This window comes from Pelotomaculum isophthalicicum JI (genome assembly GCF_029478095.1).
Classification (GTDB): domain Bacteria; phylum Bacillota; class Desulfotomaculia; order Desulfotomaculales; family Pelotomaculaceae; genus Pelotomaculum_D; species Pelotomaculum_D isophthalicicum.
In genome coordinates this window covers 1-22,409 of record NZ_JAKOAV010000001.1, presented here as the reverse complement: position 1 = coordinate 22,409, position 22,409 = coordinate 1, and the positions used below count along the sequence as shown (strand labels likewise).

At 46.7% G+C, this 22,409-nt stretch carries 20 protein-coding genes; 5 read left to right on the top strand and 15 right to left on the bottom strand.

All coding sequences use genetic code 11. From position 1 onward, the window contains the following. Window positions 1–40: 40 nt before the first annotated feature. The 11 genes from L7E55_RS00100 to L7E55_RS00050 form a co-directional block, all read right to left on the bottom strand. Window positions 41–1,666 carry an S-layer homology domain-containing protein gene (locus L7E55_RS00100; RefSeq protein ID WP_277441917.1) on the bottom strand — a complete coding sequence of 542 codons (1,626 nt, stop codon included), beginning with the start codon at window positions 1,664–1,666 and terminating at the stop codon, window positions 41–43. 123 nt (window positions 1,667–1,789) lie between these two features. Next, window positions 1,790–5,506 carry an S-layer homology domain-containing protein gene (locus L7E55_RS00095; RefSeq protein ID WP_277441916.1) on the bottom strand — a complete coding sequence of 1,239 codons (3,717 nt, stop codon included), beginning with the start codon at window positions 5,504–5,506 and terminating at the stop codon, window positions 1,790–1,792. Window positions 5,507–5,644: 138 nt separating this feature from the next. Next, window positions 5,645–7,537 carry an Ig-like domain-containing protein gene (locus tag L7E55_RS00090; RefSeq protein WP_277441915.1) on the bottom strand — a complete coding sequence of 631 codons (1,893 nt, stop codon included), beginning with the start codon at window positions 7,535–7,537 and terminating at the stop codon, window positions 5,645–5,647. Between the two features lie 78 nt (window positions 7,538–7,615). Further along, entirely contained in the window at window positions 7,616–8,926 is a 1,311-nt protein-coding gene (locus L7E55_RS00085) for a cohesin domain-containing protein (RefSeq protein ID WP_277441914.1), read from the bottom strand. 32 nt (window positions 8,927–8,958) lie between these two features. After that, a complete protein-coding gene (locus L7E55_RS00080; RefSeq protein WP_277441913.1) occupies window positions 8,959–11,178 on the bottom strand; it encodes an FN3 associated domain-containing protein in 2,220 nt (739 codons plus the stop codon). A gap of 422 nt (window positions 11,179–11,600) precedes the next feature. Beyond that, on the bottom strand, window positions 11,601–12,455 hold the full coding sequence (locus L7E55_RS00075) for a carboxypeptidase regulatory-like domain-containing protein (protein ID WP_277441912.1): 855 nt from the start codon (window positions 12,453–12,455) through the stop codon (window positions 11,601–11,603). Between the two features lie 14 nt (window positions 12,456–12,469). After that, a complete protein-coding gene (locus L7E55_RS00070) occupies window positions 12,470–15,010 on the bottom strand; it encodes an S-layer homology domain-containing protein (protein ID WP_277441911.1) in 2,541 nt (846 codons plus the stop codon). Window positions 15,011–15,092: 82 nt separating this feature from the next. After that, a complete protein-coding gene (locus tag L7E55_RS00065) occupies window positions 15,093–15,779 on the bottom strand; it encodes a Crp/Fnr family transcriptional regulator (RefSeq protein ID WP_277441910.1) in 687 nt (228 codons plus the stop codon). A 24-nt stretch (window positions 15,780–15,803) separates the two neighbouring features. Continuing rightward, the gene (locus L7E55_RS00060; RefSeq protein ID WP_277441908.1) at window positions 15,804–16,589 is read right to left on the bottom strand and encodes a tyrosine-protein phosphatase; all 786 of its coding nucleotides are present in this window, start codon (window positions 16,587–16,589) and stop codon (window positions 15,804–15,806) included. Between the two features lie 155 nt (window positions 16,590–16,744). Continuing rightward, window positions 16,745–17,047: a type II toxin-antitoxin system RelE/ParE family toxin gene (locus L7E55_RS00055; protein WP_277441907.1), complete on the bottom strand. Its 303-nt coding sequence runs from the start codon at window positions 17,045–17,047 to the stop codon at window positions 16,745–16,747. After that, on the bottom strand, window positions 17,034–17,306 hold the full coding sequence (locus tag L7E55_RS00050) for a type II toxin-antitoxin system Phd/YefM family antitoxin (RefSeq protein WP_277441906.1): 273 nt from the start codon (window positions 17,304–17,306) through the stop codon (window positions 17,034–17,036). Before L7E55_RS00050 ends, L7E55_RS00055 begins: the two co-directional genes overlap by 14 nt. 118 nt (window positions 17,307–17,424) lie before the next feature. On the opposite strand from L7E55_RS00050, the gene L7E55_RS00045 reads away from it, so the two are divergent. The 3 genes from L7E55_RS00045 to L7E55_RS00030 all read left to right on the top strand — a co-directional run bounded on the left by L7E55_RS00045 (window position 17,425) and on the right by L7E55_RS00030 (window position 18,566). Next, on the top strand, window positions 17,425–17,574 hold the full coding sequence (locus tag L7E55_RS00045) for a hypothetical protein (RefSeq protein ID WP_277441905.1): 150 nt from the start codon (window positions 17,425–17,427) through the stop codon (window positions 17,572–17,574). Window positions 17,575–17,836: 262 nt separating this feature from the next. After that, window positions 17,837–18,202 (top strand): HEPN domain-containing protein, encoded by a 366-nt coding sequence (locus L7E55_RS00035; protein ID WP_277441904.1) that lies wholly within the window; start codon window positions 17,837–17,839, stop codon window positions 18,200–18,202. 1 nt (window position 18,203) lies between these two features. Further along, window positions 18,204–18,566, top strand: coding sequence for a nucleotidyltransferase domain-containing protein (locus L7E55_RS00030; RefSeq protein ID WP_277441903.1), 363 nt, complete (start codon window positions 18,204–18,206; stop codon window positions 18,564–18,566). A 124-nt stretch (window positions 18,567–18,690) separates the two neighbouring features. Here the strand turns inward: L7E55_RS00030 and L7E55_RS17625 are convergent, their stop codons facing one another. Then, window positions 18,691–19,002, bottom strand: a complete 312-nt coding sequence (locus L7E55_RS17625) for an S-layer homology domain-containing protein (protein ID WP_420851980.1) — start codon at window positions 19,000–19,002, stop codon at window positions 18,691–18,693. Window positions 19,003–19,501: 499 nt separating this feature from the next. On the opposite strand from L7E55_RS17625, the gene L7E55_RS00025 reads away from it, so the two are divergent. Both L7E55_RS00025 and L7E55_RS00020 read left to right on the top strand, forming a co-directional pair. Next, complete coding sequence (locus L7E55_RS00025) at window positions 19,502–19,783, top strand: hypothetical protein (protein ID WP_277441902.1); 282 nt, start codon at window positions 19,502–19,504, stop codon at window positions 19,781–19,783. A gap of 13 nt (window positions 19,784–19,796) precedes the next feature. Next, entirely contained in the window at window positions 19,797–20,090 is a 294-nt protein-coding gene (locus L7E55_RS00020; RefSeq protein WP_277441901.1) for a type II toxin-antitoxin system RelE family toxin, read from the top strand. A 24-nt stretch (window positions 20,091–20,114) separates the two neighbouring features. On the opposite strand, the gene L7E55_RS00015 is transcribed toward L7E55_RS00020, so the two are convergent. From L7E55_RS00015 to istB, 3 genes are all read right to left on the bottom strand, one after another. Then, on the bottom strand, window positions 20,115–20,651 hold the full coding sequence (locus L7E55_RS00015; RefSeq protein WP_277441900.1) for a sugar transferase: 537 nt from the start codon (window positions 20,649–20,651) through the stop codon (window positions 20,115–20,117). 508 nt (window positions 20,652–21,159) lie between these two features. Continuing rightward, complete coding sequence (locus L7E55_RS00010; RefSeq protein WP_277441899.1) at window positions 21,160–21,549, bottom strand: hypothetical protein; 390 nt, start codon at window positions 21,547–21,549, stop codon at window positions 21,160–21,162. 70 nt (window positions 21,550–21,619) lie between these two features. Further along, window positions 21,620–22,409 (bottom strand): IS21-like element helper ATPase IstB (istB, locus tag L7E55_RS00005; RefSeq protein ID WP_277441898.1); only part of this gene is annotated, 790 nt, incomplete at its 5' end.

Sequence of the window (22,409 nt, the reverse complement as noted above, 5' to 3'; positions counted from 1 at the left end):
GTAATTGTAATTTAAAATTATTATCCGTACTTGTCGCCTTTTAGATTAGCCCCGCGTTTTGCATGAATCTCTTTAGCAACGCCGCACCTTCCGCCCGTGTGGCCGTCGCCTTGGGCGCAATATTGTCTGCGCCGCGTCCTTTCACCAGGCCAATTTTAACGGCCGCGGCAGTACTTTCCTTAGCCCAGCCGCTAATGCTTTCTTTATCGTTATAGTTATTTAATATTGTCCCGGCTTCGTCCTGACCGAGGACAGGTGCTTTGCCCAGCTTATTCAGCGCCCGTATAAGCATGGCTGCAATCTGCTCCCTGGTAACAGGGTCATCCGGCCCGAAGGTGGCAGCGTCATAACCGCCCACCAGTCCGTTTTGATAGGCAGCCGTTACTTCCTTATAGTACCACTTGTCCGGTGTAACATCCCCGAAGCCAGGTTCCGGACCGCTTGTTTTCAGGCCCATTGAACGGACTATCATGGCGGCAAATTGCGCCCGGGTTACACTGTCTTCCGGGGCAAAACTGTTCAAGGAGGTTCCTTCCATGACATGTTTAGCGCCCATGATTAAAATATCCCGGTATGCCCAGTGAGTGGACTGCACGTCGGTGTAAGATTTTTTGCATTCCATTACGGCGAAGCCGGAGAAGTGACTGGTGCTGAAAGTAACGATCCCGGTACTTGTATCGATTTTTCCGCCCAGGTACTCCGCCTTGCCGGACGCCGGATTGAGATAGTAAACGCCAAGCAGGTCTGGGTCCAGCCCGGCCAGTTCACTGGCAGACAATTTAATTTGAACGGTCACAGGCGCTGCGAATTGTTCCACATTTCCCGTTGTTTGGCCACCTGCTACCATGTCCATAGACAGACTCAGCAATTTTGCACAGGAAAGACCGCTCACCAGAAAACTGCCCGCTCCGGATCGCTCCTCTTCAGCAATAGTCAACTTCACTCCAGCGGCGGCAGCACCGGCCAGTTTATCCAGGTCCTCTTTGTTCAGCGCACCTGGAGGAATTTGCAAGGTTACTTCACCGGCACGGAAAGCCAGGCTCTTTTGCTGCTGGCTCAATGCGGTGAAAACTCCTGGCTCGATAGAAAGGGAAGCAACACCGTTCTTCATTTCAATGTCATGCATAACGACGCTGCCGGCATTTGCTGCGCTTATTGCTTTCTGAAAATCAGCGGCAGTGAAAACATTGCCGGAAGATGTCGTCGCTGTTGAAGTACTACTACCACTACTGCTACCACCACCGCCGTTATCATTACTACCGGAGTTTGTGCCGGTTGATGAAACAGTAAATGACGTACTGGCCTTGTAATCTCCGATGGCCAGATAAACAGTGTAATTCCCTGACTTCACATTATCTGTGCCAAGCTGATATTTGAATGAGAAACTACCCTGAGCGTCCGTTCTCACCATTTCCACCGCCGCAGGAGTTCCACCGGGATCATTTATTTGCAAGGCCAGATCTCCCTGCAAACCTTTACCGCCGGATTGCATTGCGCCGGTAATGGTAACATTTTCACCTGGCAAGTAGCCGGCTTTATCAGTATTAACACTTAACACAATCTCCCCTGCAACTGCAGCGCAAGAAAATAACAAGGTCAAGCAAGCGGCAATTAGAACCGATAAGAAATACTTTTGAACTTTTTCATGTTCACCTTTAGCTCTCATAATTAAATTCCTCTTTTCCGCACTTTCATGAATTCGGTTCCATACGTCACATCAATTCAAGCATCAATTCAAGCATCAATGTGCAGGGTAAACAGTAAGTTTACCCTGCACAGCTTTTAATGATTAAGGTAGTTGATCCATCATCCGCTTGAGCATGACAATTCCTTCAGCACGGGTTGAGTCGCTTGACGGCTGGAATGCGCCACTGGGATAACCACGCACGATACCTGCTGCGGCGGCATCAGCCACAGACTGGCGCGCCCATTCGGAGATTCCCTGACTGTCACTGAAGGTTCTCAGCCTGACTTGTACAGATGTTTCGTCCAACGGCTTAATTACCCCGGCGGCGTTCATCGACCGCACCACCATAACCGCTATTTGCTCCCTGGTAACGGGATCATCAGGCCCGAAAGAGCTTTCGTCATAGCCTTTGATCAGGCCGGCGGCGTAGGCGGCAGCCACTTCTTTGGCGTACCAGGCGCCGGCAGGCACATCCGCAAAGGCAGGCTGTTTGGCCGGATCATAGGCTGCGCCGGTAATCCTGGCAAGTAAAGCGGCAAATTGTGCTCTGGTAACAGTGGCATCAGGCATAAATTCGTTGGCATTCATACCTTTGGCCACACCGCGGGCCGCCATGATCTCAATGTCCCGTTTGGCCCAGTGGTCCGCTATGTCTTTAAAGGTCTTCAGGCTTTCCAGCAAGGCGTACTTGCTTAGGTGAGCGGTCTTAAAGGTCACGGTCTTGTCCGCCTTGTTGACCTTGCCGCCGACATATTCCCACTGGCCGGCCTTTTCGTTGTACCAGTAAGCGCCTAGTTTGTCTTCATCCACCGCGGCTCCGGCATAAGACATGGTGATGAAAACGAACTTCTTAATCGTGGCTGGATTCGCTGCCTTTTCTTTTTCCGCAACAGTGGCAGTGATTTCATAAATTGCACTGGCAGCCTTGAAATCCGCCGCAGCGCCGGCCAGGAGGGCCGCCGCCCTGGCGTCACTGAGTTGCGCCGCCTTCAGGCTTACAGTAAATCCGGAGGGTACATCGATCGCATCCGGAGATACTTTTATCACTACGGTGCCGGCATCATTTTTCAAGGTAAAGTCTGATTTCAGTTCAGCCAGCTTAGCCCAGGCAGCGGCAGTCAGGGCAACGGTGTCGGTGCCTTTCTTCAAGGTAAAGGTTTGTGCTTTAGCGATGTCGTCAGCAGACAGGGTGGTCACGCTGGCCGCTGCTGACGATCCGCCGCCGCCGCCAGAAGCGGCAACCGTGGTAAAGCTCCAGTTAACGGCGCTGTTATAGGTGCTGTTAGCCACACTTATAACGGTATTTGCCGGAATGGTAACCGTGTACTGTGTGCTGTTGCTGAAATTCGGGTGATTGATAAGCAACGTGCGCATGTTAGCATCAATTGAAGCTGAAACACCACTAACAATATTGTTAGCACTGTCCTTGATCACAACACCGTTCAGGTTTGCGGCACTTATATCGCTGTCAAATACTGCTTTTACTGTTGCATCTACCGCTACATCGGTCGCGCCGTTGGCTGGGTAGTTGGCTATCACCTGCGGTACAACAGCCTCTGCTACCATAAACGGTGTCAAGTGAGGTGTTTGGAAGCTATAGCCATAGGTAGTTCTGATAACTGAAGCATATGTCCCGCTCGGGAGCATTACCGGCAACCAGCCGCTCAGGTTATTAAAGTAGTATGGCAACAGACTGGATGCCGCTAACTGGGTACTGCCAAAGGGAATGTTTAGGGTACATGTTGAACTGGTGAAGCTGGTAACGGTTGTGTTGTCGACTATCAATTGATAATCATAAATATCGCTGGCATTTGGAAGACCCGTCACTAGTGTAGTGTTTTTCTGAATGGTCACCTGCACGTTCGTCTGGATTGTGGAAACTATACTTGATAGAGGTGGCAATGCTATACCGGCATTATCGCTGTTGAATAATGCCAAACCGAAGTTATTGCTATTCAATGTGTTAACGATATTATTTGAGATTGATACGCTTGTCACAGTTGTAGACTGGACGAAGAGTTCCACTTGCTTTTGAACATGAACTAATGAGGCAAGGGAGGTATTATCGGACAGGTTTCTGTTCAGCAGGCCGTTGGCAATGCTGTTTACATTATAGACCGCATTTGCAACGGAAGCAGCATCAACATCTACACTAGTCGCACCACCTGTTGCAACTACGCTTACATGGTCAACCCTTTGCAACAGCGTATTCACTGTAGTGGTAAGAGTGCCGGCGAGTTGCGTTTGAACAACAGTTTTGCTTAGATTTACTACAACTGTATCAATTAGTGTAGTTATTGACCCTTGGGCAGCCTGAATGTTTTGATCATTTAATCCAGCAGCTCCAACATTATTTAAAACATTGCCAATTACATCATTAAGTATGGTATTGGCCTGTTCAGCAACGAAGTCCTGACTTACATAACCATGTTGCATACTAGTCACAGTTTGTGAGAAGACCGTGGAAATGGTTTGCTGTACAGTTGTCAACTGCTCGTTTGCAGAAATACCGGTGTTTACCGTCAGAGCAGTAAGGCTGTTCACAACAGTGCTTACCTGCTGAGTAATAACCGTACTATTATATGTTGAAGAAATAACAGTTGCTGCATTCTGGTTGATTTGCGTTTGCTGCTGAACTGTTACAACAGGATACACCTTCACTTTGCAAATTGCGGTATAGCCGCCATCAGCAGTTGTCACTGTAATATCAGCCACACTGAATTGTTCGCCCTGCTTAACCGCGACAGCTGTTACCCTACCAGTGCTATCTACAGAGGCCACGCTGGGATCGCTGGACGACCATACGACATTTTTATTTGTGGCATTGGAAGGCTCGACAGTGGCGATCAGATTGGCACTGTTACCTACCAGCAAATTCATTGTATCTTTGTCCAGAGCCACACCGGTCACACGGCGCGGGTAAACGGTTACTTTGCAGGTAGCGGTTTTATTCCCGTCAACGGTTGTTACAGTAATATTAGCAGTACCAGCGCTGTTGGCAGTAACTTTGCCGCTGCTGCTGTCCACCGAAGCCACAGTTGGATTATCAGACGTCCATGTTACTAACTTATTAGTTGCATTGGCCGGACTGACCGTTGCCACTAGAGTTTTACTGTCGCCGGTGATCAGATCAAGAGTTTGAGCCACAGTTACGCCAGTGACGTGAACTACGACGCCACCGCCGGTAATTGTATAGGTAAATATGGCAGTATTGCTCACTGCGCCGTACTTGACGGCGATGGCCTTAACCGTGGTGGTCTGGGTAATACTGAAAGGAGCTGTAAATAGTGTGCTCTTTGTACTTGGCTGGCTTCCGTCAGTAGTATAGTAAATCTTCGCCCCTGCCTCAGCTGAAAGCGTTACCTGGCGGGCACCCTGGTAAGTCCCCTCCGGCGGGTCCGCTGTGGGCGCTGCAGGTTGTGCTACTGAAAAAGAACCCTGTCCCTGTAAGGCATTCCCATTTATCGAGGCGTCAACCTTGTAACTTCCCGCTCCCTGCAAGGTATCCGCCGGAATAACCCAGGTGAAGCTGCCGTTTTGAACCCGAACTTCCTCAGATGTAATGAGACTTTCATCGTTGCCAATTATCTTTTTCAATACCACGGTTGCCACGAAACCATTAAACTCAGAACCAACATTACCATTTACGGTTATAGCTGTGTCACCAACAGTTGCAATAACAGGAAAACCAATGCTGCCGCCGCCTCCACCGGTAGCTGCCGTTACAATGCCAAACGGCCCGGGCATCAACATTGACAGACATATAACCATAGCAATTACAGTCATTGCCTTTCGGCGGACTGCTTGATTAATTCTCATTTATATTTCTTCACCTCTTCTTTCAAGAATTGAGGAAAGGATCCCTGCCCGGCCCCGTGTCAACGGGGTCCGGGCAGTAGATTCCATCATTTAAATCCTGCATCCATGCCTTAAACCTTCTTGTAGACATTTGTCAGACTACTGCACATTTACCTGCAGCGTCTGCTTTTGCGCCCAGATCCACTGAGTGCCGCTCTGGCTGGGCCACTTGTTCCAGATAAAGGCTTCAGCCGTATAGGTTCCGGCAGTGGCAGGCAGCTTGAATCCGGCGCTAAGCTCTTTATTGTTATACGAAGTAGCATTCTTGTCCAGCATACTGCCGATGTTATAAACCACACCATTATTATCCTTCATCTGGACAATGAGCAGGACGTTATCCGCTGTTGCTAGCGTGCCGTTTATTTTTGCCACGAAGTTATAGGTGCCGCCGGCAGCAAACGTTGTAACTTGGTTGCCGTTCAAATCCTGGGCAGTGAAGTCGACGCTTAACGGATATTCAACACTCACTGTAGTCTTGCTGCTGCTGACGCTACCGGATTGAACATAGATATCTGCAGTCCCTTTGCTTATAGCGGTGACTATGCTTCCAGAAACAGAAGCCGCCGCTGTGTTGCTGCTCACCCAGGTGAAGCCGGTGGTTAACGGCACAAATTCCGTACTGTTGCTGTACCTGCCGTATACCTGCGCCACGGTTGACAGGTCAATGCTCTGGCCGACCACTAAGGATGTTGGTAACGTACCCACGATCCTCAACTCAGCCAAGGCCGGGCCTGTCTGGTTGGAGATATTGATCGTTTTAGTGCCGGATACCCCGGACCCGTCTATCGCTTTTGCCTTAACCACTACATCCCCGTTATTGCCTGCTAGGCCGCTGGCAGTCAGCAAGCCGTTGGTATCAATCGTGGCAATAGTCGTAGAGTCTGTTCCGTTTGCGGCGTAAACTGCCCAAATTACTGTTTGGTTGGCGGTTGCTGGCAATACTGTAGCCAGCATCTGTAGTGTTCCGCCACTTGTAGTAATTGCCGAAACGTTATTCTGGCCTGTTACAGTAATAGATGTCACCAGATCAATTTGACCGGATATATGGATTGTCTTTGTCCCGTAAATGCCTGATCCGTCGTTGGCAGTTGCTTTAACCAGAACGTCTCCGTTAGCGGAGGCATTTCCTGCAGCCGTCAATAAACCTGTAGATGAAATTGTCGCCTTGGTCGTGGCTGTTCCGTCAAGTGCGGTAACAGACCAAGTTACAGTGGTATTATCTGCATTCGCAGGCAGCACATCAGCATACATCTGCAGGGTGCCGCCATTTGCAGTGATGGAATCTGCGTAGGCTTCTCCACTAACAGTGATTGCGGTGACAGGAACGGGCTTTTTAATGGTGATGATAGGCGCAGCAGTCGGGAAAGGTATCTCGTTGCCGCTTTCACCTGTACCAATTAAGAGCTTACCGGCCAAATCATCAGCGCTAGCTCTAATCCATCTGATATAACCATCATGAGGTATTGATGTTGCTACTTTAAACTGAACGCTTAATAATTCTAACTTGTTTCCAGTTAAATATTCAGCAGGTATATCAGGAAGTGTATCTCCTTTTACACCTGGATTATATTTAATAGCACCGCTTGCATTAGCTACGGCCGCGTTACTAGTGAAAACTGTCGAAACAATAAGTGGATCATAATTTGCATCAAATAAGTTACTATCAGCATATTGATAATAAGATCCTTTAATGATCTTGCTATTCTGAGCAGACAACACTTCTTTATCATACTCTAACATAAGATCAATCATTCTTAGCTTGACAGGGTTATTTACAAATACTTTTGCCCAAAACAACTTACCCGCGGTTAAATCTTTTGCTGTAATAGCATTACCGGGAACGCCACTGTTATCGTCATAAAGCTCAATAGAAACACCGTCTATGCTTCCATTCTGGCCTGCCGCAAAAGAAACTGAGGCAAACAAAAACAGACTTACCGCCAGTAAAAATGCTAAAGTAACACCCCTAGAGACAAACTTCCTTTTGAACAAGCTATACACCTCCTAAAACTATTAGATAACCGCACTCAAAGATCTAAATTTGAATAAACAGAGTCAACTTACAATGATTTACTGCTGCCAACTCGCACCTTTTTTATTCCAGTTAGCCAGCATTAAACTGAAATCAAGGCCGCCAATCTGGCCGTCCCCATTGAAATCACAGCTGTCGCCGTATCCGGCCTCTCCCGAATGTTTATTCCACGCTGCCAGCAAGGTGGAAAAATCAAGGCCGCCAACCATGTCATCGTTGTTCGCGTCACCAGTCAGCAGGGTTACCGCGCCAATTTCAGCTATTCCGCCTTCTTTAAATATAACATTGTCAATCTTTTTCTCAAGGTGCCTGTCGGCGGAAAATTCCAGGGTATAGGTTCCGGGAGAAATACCAGCCAGGTCATAAGACCCGTCGGCTTTACTTGTTATTGCCGCAACTTCAGTTCCCTGGCTGTCAAGCACCCTGACTTTGACTCCTCCATAGCTGCCGGACGGCAGGCCTTCCAGGCAAATTGTGTTACCAGCGATTGCCTGCGTCGTAGTAAAATCCCAACTTATTGACTCATTCGCAGAATTGTAAACTTCGCTTAATACGCTCCCTGCCGGTATTGTTACTGAGTAACTGGAATTATAAGCCAAACCCGAATATTGCACAATTAAGATATTTCCATTTACAGTACCGAAAACAGTATCAACTATGCCGTCATGCGCCAGTTCAACAGCTACTTGATTTGAATTTTTTACTACCGGCGAAAAGATCGCTATAATATTACCACTTACCGCAGCACCGGCGCCGGCGGGATAATTGCTCCCCACTGTTATAGAAGGCCTCGGGGCCATTACATAAAGCGAGTACACTTGCGGAAGACTAATTGGGTTTTTGGCAGAGTCAATGGCTACTGTTGAACCACCGACAGCCCCATCCCACCATACCTTACCAGCCCTTGACGCGTTATCCTTAATTTTGAACTCCACGTTAAGGATAGGGGCCATTGCATAGTCCCTTCCAGAACTATTTGCGGCGACACATTTAACCCAGCCATCATTATTGTTTATGTTGCCGGCGCCGGCTGGATCAAATAAAGTAACTCCATTTATTACGCCTACTCTCGCGTCTTTAGCTTCCAACACAGTGGGATCATATTTCAAAAAAATATCTACTCCCTGCAAATCACCTCCGCTAACCATTACCTTTGCCCAAAATATTTCCCCAGGCTTTAACGCACTTGGGTCCAACAGCCGGGCTCCATTTGTGTAGTTGTCGTACGCTTCAATTGTAACATTATTAATAGAACCCGAAGCCCATGCTAAAATATGGGGATAGAGGAAAGCGCAGATAAATAATACAATTACCATCGGAACCGTAATATTTACCTTGCGCTTCCTCATTACATACACCTGCTTACAGTTAAACTAAGTTCTTATGGTACAGTAACGCCTTTTTTATTCCAATTCTGCAACAGCAAACTGAAATCTAGACCGCCTATTGTTTTGTCTCCGTTGAAATCATTGAGCGGGTTGTATCCGGACTGTCCTTCACTCTTATTCCATGCCGAAAGCAAGGCAGAGAAGTCAAGGCCGCCGATCATGTCATCGCTGTTGGCATCGCCAACCAGTAAGGTGACCGGACTTAAATTTACTGTTGAACCAACAGAAACTGCAACACTGGAAATTTTACTGCTCAAGTATTTAGGGCTTTCGATCATAACAGTGTAATTGCCTTCCGGCACATTGTCCATCTGGTAAGAACCGTCGGCCAAAGTTGACACACTGCTTACTTGTTGACTACCGTTAAGCAGTATAACATTTATCCCGGCAAACTTGCCCGCACTGAGACCTTGCGGGACTACTGATCCTTTCACTGTACCGCCACCCGCGCTTACGGTCACGGTTGCTGTGGCTGTCTTCCCTCCATAGGTCGCGGTGATTACTGTGTCGCCTGCGCCTACTGCTGTGACTACGCCGCTTGCGTTTACGGTCGCCACGTTTGTGTTACCGCTGCTGTAACTGGCGGCGGCTGTAACGTCAGCGCTGCTGCTGTCTGAATAGGTCGCTGTCACTACGGTGTTGTGGGTGCCGCCTATGTTCAGACTGTAACTGGCGCTGTCCAGGCTGATGCTGCTCAGTGTCACTGGCGCCGCGTTTACTGTGACGCTCGCTGTGGCGCTCTTGCCGCCATAGGTCGCGGTGATTACTGTGTCGCCTGCGCCTACTGCTGTGACTACGCCGCTTGCGTTTACGGTCGCCACGTTTGTGTTACCGCTGCTGTAACTGGCGGCGGCTGTAACGTCAGCGCTGCTGCTGTCTGAATAGGTCGCTGTCACTACGGTGTTGTGGGTGCCGCCTATGTTCAGGCTGTAACTGGCGCTGTCCAGGCTGATGCTGCTCAGTGTCACTGGCGCCGCAATGGTGTAAGTAAAGTCGACAGGCTCAGTATAAACCCCGTCTGCGTAAGCTGCGGCATGTACAGTTGTAGTAGACGTCAAGTTAAGAGATCCTTCACTAAGATAGGTAGCCACATTGACGGACCACGGTGTTTCGTTCAAAGTGTAGAAAATTTTCGCTCCGGGCGTATCGCTGCTGAGCGAAACCGTCACCGGTCCGGGGTAGTTTCCCGGCGCCGGGTTTGCTTTAGGCGAGCCAAGGTAGCCCATTGTCCAGATAGCTGCCCGCAAGATATACTTATCAGGATCACTCAATTTGTCAATCAGTTGTTGAGCATTCTCAAAAGTCAGGCCGTTGTTGATAAGCATCTGTAAAGTAATGTTGCTGGTGTTAACAATTTTAGTTTCAAAGATACTTTTAGCCTGAGCTTTTAATTCCGGAGTAAGGGTTAGTCCCGCTACCAAGTTCAGGTCGGCCAGACTGATTATCGTATCGATTAAGTCCTCGACGCTGGTACCCATAGCCAACAGGTTATCTCTGAAGCTCAACGGGAAAGAACCCCGTATGCACTGGTACAGACCGGGACCGTAGGCTCCCAAATAGTTAAAGTCACGGTTTGGAACCGGTTGGATGGCGTTTTTAAAGCCTTCGTAGCCGCTTGCGCCACCGCTTGAATGAACCGAATCGTTCACATAGCTTTTAAACGCATTTACTACTCCCTTCAAGGCGTCCTCAGTGATACCTTTACGGGCCAGGTTGGCCTTCTCGGAATCGCTCAGCACCTCGGTCCATAAAATACCTAACTCATTGTACACTATCTCGACAACGGAACTCATTTGTTCAGGACTCAATTTGTAGAACTTATCCAAAACCGGACTCAAGTCGTTAAGGCGCTCCAAAACGGTCTTTGCTGTAACTGTATAAGAGGCCGTACCTATATCACTGTAGCCGTCGTCGTTGTAGGCCACCGCCTTGACTGTCGCGTTGGAACTCAACACAACCGGTGCTGTATAAAGAGTGCCCTCCGTTATTGGATTATCGCCGTTTGTAGTGTAATACACTTTCGCCCCCACGGTATTATAATCCGGCCCTTCGGGATTATAAACACTTACGGTAACACTTCCCGAATAAGTTCCCGGGGTGGGGCTTATTCCCGGTGTTGCGGGTACAGCCGCCGATGCCGCCGAGGAAAACAGCAGTGATAATACCATCAAGAGGGCAAATACCCGATAATGCTGCTTTTTAACCCTTATCATTGATTTTTTCTTCACCTCACTTGCATAAATAGTTAAATTGTTTCCCCGCCAACCAAGGGGATTTCACTATCCCCTCCCGTTACTACATTTTCTTAACGGACCTCTTTAAATAACTGCCAAACAATCACCTCCAGGGGAAAATATCTTCAATCCATACAAAAGGGAAACTCCAAAGTCCAATTTTTATAACAATATATAGATAATTTTCATATATAATTAATTACTATATATTGTGTTTAAGAAACGACTTTGACGTTTCCCTGATCCAGGTAAGCTAAAACAGAACAAGGATAAATAAAAAAAGTAAATTACACTTCCCTTAAGAAATAATTGGCGCGTATAGGAAAACACCTCCATAAAAGCCTTCTATAATTTCTCTACAATTCCTGCTGAACGAAAGATTTTTTTGCAATACAACACATCTAAAAACTGTCGCCAAAAATCTTGCCCGTTATTACCAAGTCTTTAATATCTATTCTCCCATCCGGAAAAACATCGAAGGCGGGATCCCATCCTGGATCGCCGGCTTTGAGCCGGTAATAACTCAAAATAATTATTAAATCATCGTCAGTTATACTACCGCTACCGTCAAGGTCGCAGGGGCTGGTTGCCGCAAGGGCCAAGGGTTCCAGCGCCATGTTTGCCCCGGATCTGACTTCAAGGTTGCTAGATATCTTCCGGTATCCGGGAAAGAAAGATACCATTTGGTAGTTGCCGGGCAACACGTTCGGTATGGTGAACCCCCCCTGGGAATCAGTAATAGTTTCATATTTTTGCTGCCCGTTTTGGATCAGCGTGACCTTCGCTCCGCTAAATGCGCCGCCGTCCCGCTTTTTTATGCAACCGGCGATTAAAACGGGCGCTATTACCCGGAACTCAACTGATGACAGGCTAGCCGTACCGCTTATCTTAACATAAACTTTATGCAATCCTTCTATTTTAAATGTACCAGGTGCGACAACCCATTGAAATGCACCCTGGCCGTCAGTAAGAACCTGATCGATAGCAAGCGGCCCGTTGATATCAGAGAACTCCAGGGTCAAGTTGGCTCCAGGCAGAACATGTGCCCCGTAATAAACCCTGCCTGTAACTGTGGCGCTATCCAACCCCAGGACATATTCCGGCTTATCGGTTTCCAGGAAAACTTCAAATCCGTCCGGCGCTTGAGCCGCCGCAACACCTGCTCCTTGCAGAAGGAGAGCCGTAAATGAAACAACGCATAAGACATAGATTGTCCCAGCCAAACTGGACACGGCAGCCGGTAAGTATCTTCTCAAGTCTTACTCACTCCTTACCTTAAAATATCGACATCACAAGCTGAAACTTGATGGACTATAAATTCCGGTATGCTGTTACACAAATCATGCTGTGATGAAAAACTTAGCCGCAACGCGCCGGGCGATAAGGACTTAAAGACAACTGTGCCTATGGTTACCAACCCATTGCACCCGCCATAGGGTTTTTTCCTGGTTAAGATCATTGAAATTTTGCCGCTTTTATTATCAATACCGTTCTGGACGAAGGCCCACTCCTCATTCCACGCTGCACCGCTAACCACATACTGCGCTTCTGCCAACGCGGGATCATACAAAACTTCAAGGTCCACACCGTAAAGATCCTGTACATTTTTAGCAACTACATCTACACTGAACGTATCCCCGGCCGTGATATTCAGCATCGCCGGAATAAAGTTCAACTCAGTCGTGACAGTAATACCTTCAGCAGTGGTAAAGTAAAAGGTATAAGACGCCAGGGCGTTTCCGGCTGTATCTGTTATGCCGCCGGTGAGCACGACGCTGTACCGCGTGCCTGCCGCCAGGTCCCCGGCGGGAACCAGCGTCGCAGTTCTTTTAGCTGCGTCGTAAAAAACTGAAGCCGCCACTACGCTGTTATCGTTGGAACGCTTCAGCGTGAAGGTGTTTTCGTTCACCCCCCGTATTTCTTCACTGAAGGTTACTGTTATGCTGCTGTTCACCGCCACGCCGGTGGTGCCGTCAACCGGGCTGGTAGCCGTTACTGTGGGCGCAACGGTATCCACCGGACTGCTACTATGGCCTCCTCCGCCACCGCTGCTGACTGGCTGTTGTTCCTGTTGCTGCTGCTGTTGTTGGGGCTGTTGCTGCTGTTGCTCATTTGCACTTGTGCCCGGACCGGATATATTAATATCCAACCCCGTTTCCTTGAATAGACCTTTATATCGTTCGGTTATTTCATTAGTAATCTGATTAAGTTTTGTTTGTAGTTCCTGCTCGATTATCGCATTCTGTTGTTCCGGCGTCAGCGTCTCTAGTTTCGTTGTTACTACCTGGTCTTTCTGAACCAAGGTCACCTGTGGGTTTGCGGAAAGGTTCTGCGCTACTTCCTTCAGTATTTTCTCGACCCTCTCCTGGACCCATGACTTTATTTCCGCCCATTCTTTTTTCTCATCTTCTGTCATCTTCGCAGGTAACTCAGGGGGCCTCAGGGGGTCGGCAATTTTAAAACTCATGCCCAGGTCTACCACTACCTGCCGGCCACCCACACTTACCACTGCCTGGCCGACCAGCACGTTAGTGCCCTGGCTATCGGAGGTAACCCAGTTCGTCCAGAAAGTACTTCTAATCGCCGCAACCCCCCAGGGCATATCAACCACTACCCTGGTTCTCTGCTCATACGGCTCTTGCCACCAAGCGACCTCTTCAGCCGGCCCGGCCTGTTCTTCTTGTTCTCCGGCGGCATACAAACCGCTATAAACGCTTGCAGTATCTACTCCTTTATATGCCAGTAAAACAGGCGCCAGCCCCTCTTCCCCAGGGTTACCGGGGGCTTCCATACCATAGCCGGGCTGCATCTTTTTAAGGGAAGTAGTCGGAGCGGCCTTCTCTTCTTTTTCATTATATCGGCTGGCCAGAGCGCCGTGGATCACACCCTTTTTTAACTTGATCTCAAGCCTGTCCACCGCGCTCCCGGTTGTTCCGTCCGTTCTCAAAAAGAGGAACCCGTCTAATTTTTTTATTTCCAGTTCGGTGTTAGGGTTAATTCTTATACCGCTACCGTCTTCGAAAACAATCTCTGCCTCTCCATTTTGATCAACTATTATTGTATCGCCTACGCTCAACAACACCGCTTCGCTGACCGGGTGTCTGGTTTGTGTGTCTTTTGGCAACAAAAACACACCGTTTTTTTTGACTGCTAATTTCCCTGCAAGCTGCACCTTCCTAAGATCCGGACTCAAAGTTTTAATTAGAGCCAGGCCGCGGGCCATATCTGAACGAGTAGCAGGCTCCTCGGGGGCAAAGGCATCTTTACCCGACAAGCCGAGCAGGCCGGCCTTCAAAACCACGCCCACGGGATAGGCGGCCCAGTGAGTTGCATTCATATCCGCCAATTCTGGCAATTCCACATTAACCCGCGGGGTATTGCCGAAACGCAAAAGCAAGGTGGCTAACTCCGCCCGGCTGACAGGTTGTTCCGGCCTGAAATTGCCGTCCGGATAACCCATGAGCAGACCGGCACCGGCAGCAGACTGGATCATGCCGTAGGCCCAGTGGTTCTCATCCATGTCCGCAAAATACTTCTCCGAAGAAGAAGATGTTGCAGTAAGTCCACCGGCCAGCACGAGCACTTTGGCGGCCTGTGCCCGGGTAATATTTTCGCCGGGGCGGAAGGTGCCGTCGGGAAAGCCTGCAATTACACCCGATTCCCACAGGTACTTGATAAATGGGTAATCTATGTATTCCTTTTCAACATCGTTAAACATCCGGTCTGTATCGCCGCGAGCGCCGGCGACCGCCGGAAAAACAAGCAGGAAGGACAAAACAACTAAAAGAACGATCGTTTTTTTAAAAATCATGTTAAAAATACACCTTTCACTTGGCATGTTATCACGTCAACCGGTTAAAATATGTAATGCTCATCACATTTCCCAAATATTTTTACACTTTTTTATATTCATTCTCTAAAGCATCCTGATCCAAAACCACCAAGCGGCGCTTTTTCAGACTGATCAGTTTTTTCTCCTGCAATTCCTGAACAACGCGGGTGACAGTTTCCCTGGAAGTCCCTGAGAAATCACCAATCTCCTGGTGGGTCAGGTTAATCCCGTAACGGAGTACGCTACTAGACTCCTGGTTTTGTTGCCGCTGAGAAATTCTCAAAATTGCATTGATTATCCTGCTTCGGGCATCTTTTAGGGCCAAGCTCTCCATTTGCAGGTTGGCCAGGCGCAACCGCCGGCTCATCACGAGAATAATATTGAATGCTATTGTAGGGTGCTGTCTGACCAGGGTAGCAAAGATTTTTCCGGGCATGACCAGCAATTCTGATTTCTCCCTAGTCTGAACAGACGCCGATCGCCTAAAGTTGTCGAGCAAAGCCATTTCTCCGAAAAAACAGCCCGGAAACAAAACGTCCAGCATTATCTCCCTTCCGTCTTCGACCGTACGGTAAATCTTCAATGAACCTTTACGAACAACATACAGATTATCTCCCTTCTCATTTTCAATAAATATAACGTTATTACGCAAATATACCTGTACTGTGAACTGTCCGGCAATTTCCTCCAAAATAGTATTATCCAAATTTTTAAACAATTCCACCTTGCTTAAAAAATTTTTAAGCATGTTTATTGCACCAACCTGGATTCTTTATCTTGAAAACAACCTCTTAAGAAATCCCCTTCGGGAGGTTGCTATTTCTTTAAGATCGTCTTTGACAACGCTGACTCCCCGAACCACCCGCCGGGGGTTTTCCTTTACCAGGCGGTCGGCCTCTTCCTGTCCTATAAACCGGCTTACTTCTTGCATGGCTGCAGCCAGGACAGGCACCCTGCCTGTTGAAGAATGCGCGTCCGATGCCACAAACTGTGCGCAACCGTGTTCCAGGAAAAGCCTTGCTGCGGCACCGGCATTACTACCGAAAAATCCCGTGAGACTGCCTGCGGTAATCTGCGACAAAGCTCCCTGGTTAATCAGTTCATACAACAAAGAAGGAGCTTTGATAAACCCGGTGTTTCTTTCCGGGTGGGCTATTACAGGCACGACACCTTGCAGGAGCAATTCATAAACCACCCGGTTAGTGTAGCCGGGAACCATAACCGAAGGGAGTTCTACAAGCAGGTAGCACCCGGAATCATTTAAAGTTAGCAGTTCACCCCGCGCCAGACGGTCCGGCAGGTCGGGCTCCAGACGATATTCCGCGCCAGGGAAAATATTTAAGGGTATACCCTTCGCGCTTAAAAGATTACGGAAATGCTCCACCCCTTCCAGGATTGCCTCCTTTGCCGGAGTATAGAGTCCTGTAACAACATGGGGTGTCGCAACTACGGCACTGATCCCACCGTCACAAGCACACCGGGCCATGGCCACTGCTTCCTCCAGACTCTCAGCGCCGTCGTCAAAACCGGGCAGGATGTGAGCATGCAGGTCAATCAAAAAGGGCACCCTCTTATTAAGAACATTTATCAGTAATCAGTTTCCTGTTGCCGTTAAAAACATTATAAGGCAAAGTCTACCTGTATTACAAGCTTTTTGACTGTAATTTCATCTAAGTGTTTTTATGACCACAGTGGTTTAGCTTGACTTAATCCTCAAAACAGAAACTCATACCGCCTTCGGCCATAAATAATTCGCCGGATCTCAACTGTCTTTTCCCTCACAATAAAAAACAACAAATAATTATTCACTACAAGCACACGGTAGCCTTTTACTTTTAACAATGGGTTTTTAACAAAAGGACATCTTAGGGACATTTGTGACAGAGATCCTATCTTCTCCACTATCTCGTCATATAGCTTTATAGCCCCATCAGGTGAAAGTTCGTTTACATAATCAATAATATCCTGTAAATCCTGCTTGGCAGAAGGGAAAATCAACAGCTTATATTTTTCCATGCACTCCAGCCCTAAGTTTCTTTGCAATCTTAAAAAAGTCCTCACCAGCCGCACCGTTTGCGATCTCAGCCTCGGCTTCCGCCAACTTTCCGTAAAGCTCCAATAACGCTTGCTGACGCTCATAAGTTTCAATGCTCATAACCACCATATCTCCAACACCGTTTTTAGTGATAAAGACCGGCTCACGCTCTTTATGACAAAACTCGGAGATTTCATTGGCATTATTCCTTAACTCCGAAATCGGTCTGATATTCGGCATAATATCCCTCCTCGCTCTCAAAATTTACACATTAATTATATAATAATTTTGAGAGAACAACAAGCATGCTCCCTGACGTACAAATTATTACGAAAATGTAAATAGGTTGCGACAGTGATTGGGTGACAATACTGACAACGTCTATTGTCACTTGTCGCTGTTGTTCCGGATTCTGCTGCTCAACCGGCGTTACAGGCTTGTCGACCGGCGCCTCGGGCGACTGGATTACAGGCGCCGGTGGGGGCGGCAGACTCTTAGCATCGAATAAAAACAGTATACCAAAAGTTACCACTCAACTCAATAATGTATGTTCACATGAAAGATAATAGTTTATACTAACCGCACCCCAAAAAATTGTATAAACTACTCCCAGTTCGTCATGGACAGCAGCGGCATCCTTCATAACAGGCAAGTCGGAATCACTGCCTATTACAATTCCGACTAATATTTTTGGCATAAGCTTGATATTATTAAAAGGAGGTAATAATATATAGACAAATAAGAAAGCATTCTGGAGAAGGAATAAAAAAATGTCTACCAGAGAAAAAGTTCAAGAATGGCTTGCAATATCTGACGAAGATCTAGACGTTGCAAATCTTTGTTATAAAAATTATAAATTTTTACATTGTGCATTTATGTGTCAACAAGCTGTCGAAAAGATTTTGAAGGCATGTATTACAGCACTGGATGAATATCCCGACCCTATTCATGATCTGTATATACTTGCACAGGATGCTGAAATTGCGGAATTATTAACAGTAGAGCAAAAGTTCTTTTTAAGAGCTTTAACAACTTATGCGATTGCTGCCAGATATCCTGAAAGGAAAAAGAGGTTATTCTCAAAATGCAATAAGGAAGAAGCTAAAAAAATCCTGGTATCATGGAGGCGATGGTAAAGTGGTTAAAAGAAAAAATAAAAGAGAGGTTATCCCAACAGAAACCATCATCAAAAAACTGACAGAAGTTATTAATAATTTGGGTAATAAAATACCAATTGATAGGGTGTATCTTTTCGGTTCATACGCCAAAGGAATCCCCAAACCTTACAGCGATGTTGATATTGCAGTGGTATCACCAGTATTTGGTAAGGATTATATAAATGAAACAGTTTTTTTAATGGAGGAATTTGCTGATACTGGTCTAATAGTTGAGCCGCATGTTTTTACCAGAGATGAGTACAATCAAGCCATAGAAGGAACATTTTTGTATAATGAGGTAATACAAAAAGGTATGTTACTAACCCAAACGACCGGCATTTAAAAGTGCCGGTTTTGCTTTTTCACCCATCATGAACTTACAAGTGAAGACCCGGCCAGAAAATTGACCGGGTCCGGAGCATGCCGGGTCCGCTGCTAATTCGCAATGCTGCCATAATTTTTCGCAATTATGACAATATCCAATAAATTGAGTTATTCATATTATCAGTAATAACATAACCCACCCCCGATTTTCTAGAAAATTTGACAATTAACAAGAAAAATCGACCCGCAGCATCACATAAACATAGTATACCAAACGTTGCCACTCTGCTCAATCGTATCTTCACTATGACCGCCCTGACGATCATCACCGCGATCTGCTCGCGTGTAATCGGGTCATCAGGACCGAATGTCGTCGCGCTGTATCCGTTGACGATACCGTTCGCGGCCGCAGTCGCAATGTAATCCTTGGCCCAGTGGCCGGCGGTACTTAACATTCACCGGTAGACATATCCCGGTGTCTGTATGGAATATAATTATTTATATTAACATATCCCATTGACCCACTATGGGAATGATATTATAATAATTACGAGGAGGTTGTAAGCAGCTACGAAATAGTTAAATAAAAGCATGTAAAGAATAATAATATGTTTACACGAACACCTGTTCTATTTTATAATAGACACAGGAGGTGAGTGGCATATGATTGTTAAGTAAAATTTAGAGAGGAAAAGGTTTCTAAGCAGTTACATCCGATGATGCGTCGCAAAGACACGCGGTGAAAGTCGGGCGCGGAGGTTAAATCAACCAAGGCGGTGGGTAACACCCCCTTCCGGGCAGAACTGTAAAACCAGGCGGCATTTCTGCCACCCGGAATATGGACGAGAGTCCATAGCTTACGCAGTTGAATCCTGTGAAACTGCCTCCCGTTTAGTCGGGCGGGAGAGAATCTAAATAAATGATTTGTTTAGATTTCAGAAACCAGGTGCATTCATGGATAATAATACTATTTTTGTTAACAGCGAATTCGAAGAAGTTGATACCCGAACTATTGATGAAAGAAATAGGCTTACCATTGGTGAATTAATGAAAGGTTATAAAAGAGTACGGATATATAAAAATAACCGGGGCGAAGTTTTTCTACAGCCTATTGTCGAAATCCCCGCCTCCGAATTATGGCTCTTTCAGGACAGAGAAGCCCTGGAAGGCGTTCTTAAAGGCATTAAAGACGCTTCCGAGGGTAAAATTTCCCGCCTGGATCTTAATGAGCTTTAGCATGGGGTAAAAAATGTTTACGATATATATCACTGAACAGGCGAAACAACAATTAAATACGCTTAAGAACGATCGAGGGCTGAACAAGAGATATAAAGCTGTTAAAAAAGCCCTTTATCTTTTAGCTGAAAATCCCCGCCATAAAAGTCTTCAAACTCACGAATTTACCAGCCTGAAAGGCCCCGAGGGGGAAAAAGTTTTCGAAGCATATGCTGAACAAGCCACCGCGGCGGCTTACCGGATATTTTGGTGTTATGGTCCGGATAAAGATCAAATCACCATCCTGGCAGTCACAAAACATCCGTGAAATGTTTAAGTGCCAAAATTGGCTTCAAGAGGCCCTGTCTTTCATCAACATTACTTTTACAGTCTGCAGTAAAATAGCCAGGTCCTGTTTTACCAACTCGTTAACGAAAAAAGGTCTTTCCGGCCGCGGCCCCACAATGCTCATATCACCCTTCAAAACGTTCAGCAACTGCGGGATTTCGTCGATCCGGGCCGCCCGCAACAAGCGCCCCACCCTGGTAACCCGCGGGTCGTCTTGCGAGGCCAGCACCGGCCCGCTCTCCTGTTCGGCGTCGACCACCATGGTACGGAACTTGTACAGATAAAAAGGTTTTTCCTGCATGGTAAGACGCTTTTGCCGGTATAAAACAGGCCCCGGCGAGTCTAATTTTACGGCAATGCCCACCAGGATACACAAAGGCGCGGTAACCACAAGCGCAACGAGGGAAAGACAAATATCAATCAACCTTTTTAAAATCATGGATTCTTCCGGTATCTTCAAACGGCCGACAGTGAACACCGGCACGTCATCCACCTGATCCAGCCTGGCCTGGGCCAGCATAATCTCATATAAATCAGGCATGCGTATTCCGGTTTATCCGGACAGCGAATCCGGGAACATCCGGACACCGTTCCGGAAACATCCGGACAGTGATTCCGGAGGCATCCGGACACCGCTTGTCGGTTGTTTGATTTTACAGTAATGCATTAAGGTGATTCCGAAACGAAAACGATTGTTATCTGAGCGAAGCGACGCTGGCACTTTTTACATAACACACTGACCAATTTAAATCAAGTATTCGTCATAAAAATTCTTCCTTTCCTTTTTTGTGCTCATTGAGAATATCATTATTTAATTTTATATAGCCGCCGGGGTTGTGGACAGTGTGGGTAACGCGGAGCGTTATCCAAGTCCTGTGGTCAACCTGGCAAGGTTGTCCACAGGACGGCACTGTCCACAACCCACTGGTGACACAAGAACATATACTAACTTCTTGTGTAACTAAATCTTTTTTTGACATAACTGTAAGTTAAGTATCTTTATGTTGTCGTAGTGTCCAAAATATTAGACACTACAAAAGATTTCCGGCTCAAAGAATTAACCTTATCCTTGTTCCAGGTCGCAAACCAATAATGTTGCCGCTATCATCTTTGAGATACCAGCCATGTTCATCTTTGACCACTAAGCCGGGCAGCCAACTGCCATTGAAAAATATAGCTATTCTGTGATTTCTGAGCAAGCAGGAAGCTTCATCATATATTGTTAGCGCACCATCCTTTGTGGCTTTTAATATTCCCTCAGGAGCACAGCCGGCTAACATTTTGAAATCATGTTCGCTAATTTCACTTGCAGTTACCATCTTCTCCAGCGTCAATAAGTGGTTTTGTCCAAGATATTTTGATTGAGATTTTACTTTGCCATTATTGTCCTTATAACGCCGTTCCAGATAAGCATATCGCCCTTTCCAGCGGATAAACATTTTTATTTTCAACCCCCCGGTAGTGTCTATAATATTAGGCACTATTGATCGCTTTTCCTCAGAATGAGTATCAGTGATCAGTTTCGGTCGGAATTGGTGATCGTTTTCGCTCGGAATACGTACCTATATCTATAGTTATTTTCATATCTTTTATTGTTTTTTCGGCCATCACTGCACGCATTGATTTTTTTGAATCAAGAGCCAGGATATATGAATTGTGAATAAACCTATCCATTATGGCATCTGCTATTGTAGGGTCCGGGAACAAATCATACCACTGGGTGTGGGGAACTTGTCCCGATAGCACGGTCGAGCTTTTGTTGTACCTGCTTTCGGTTATTTCAAGAATGTCCCTGCTTTCTTCAAGTGTATATGCTTTAAGACCAATGTCGTCTAATATCAGCAATTTAATATTTTGAAGTTGATTCATAAACCTTGCATACCTGTTTTCACTTTTGGCAGCCTGGATTTCCAGCAGGAGTTCCGGGATTCTGAAGTATTTGACGGTATAGCCGTGCCGACAGGCACAGTTTCCTAAGGCACAAGCAATATATGATTTGCCGCTTCCGGTTTTACCGGAAATCACGATATTGAGTTTCTGTTCAATAAAGAAGCATGTTGACAGGGCCTGGATGGTTTTTTTATCAATCGTTCTATCCACGGTATAATCAATATCTTCAATGCAAGCGTTCAATCCGAGGGAGGCCCGATGTAAGAGTCTTTGGAGCCGGGCGTTTTTCTTAGCGAGCCATTCCTTTTCAACCATAATTCCGAGTCGTTCCTCAAAGGACAGGTCTTGTAATGCAGCGTCTGGTTCACTTATCATTCGGGCCATGACTTTAAGCTTTAAATCCTTAAGT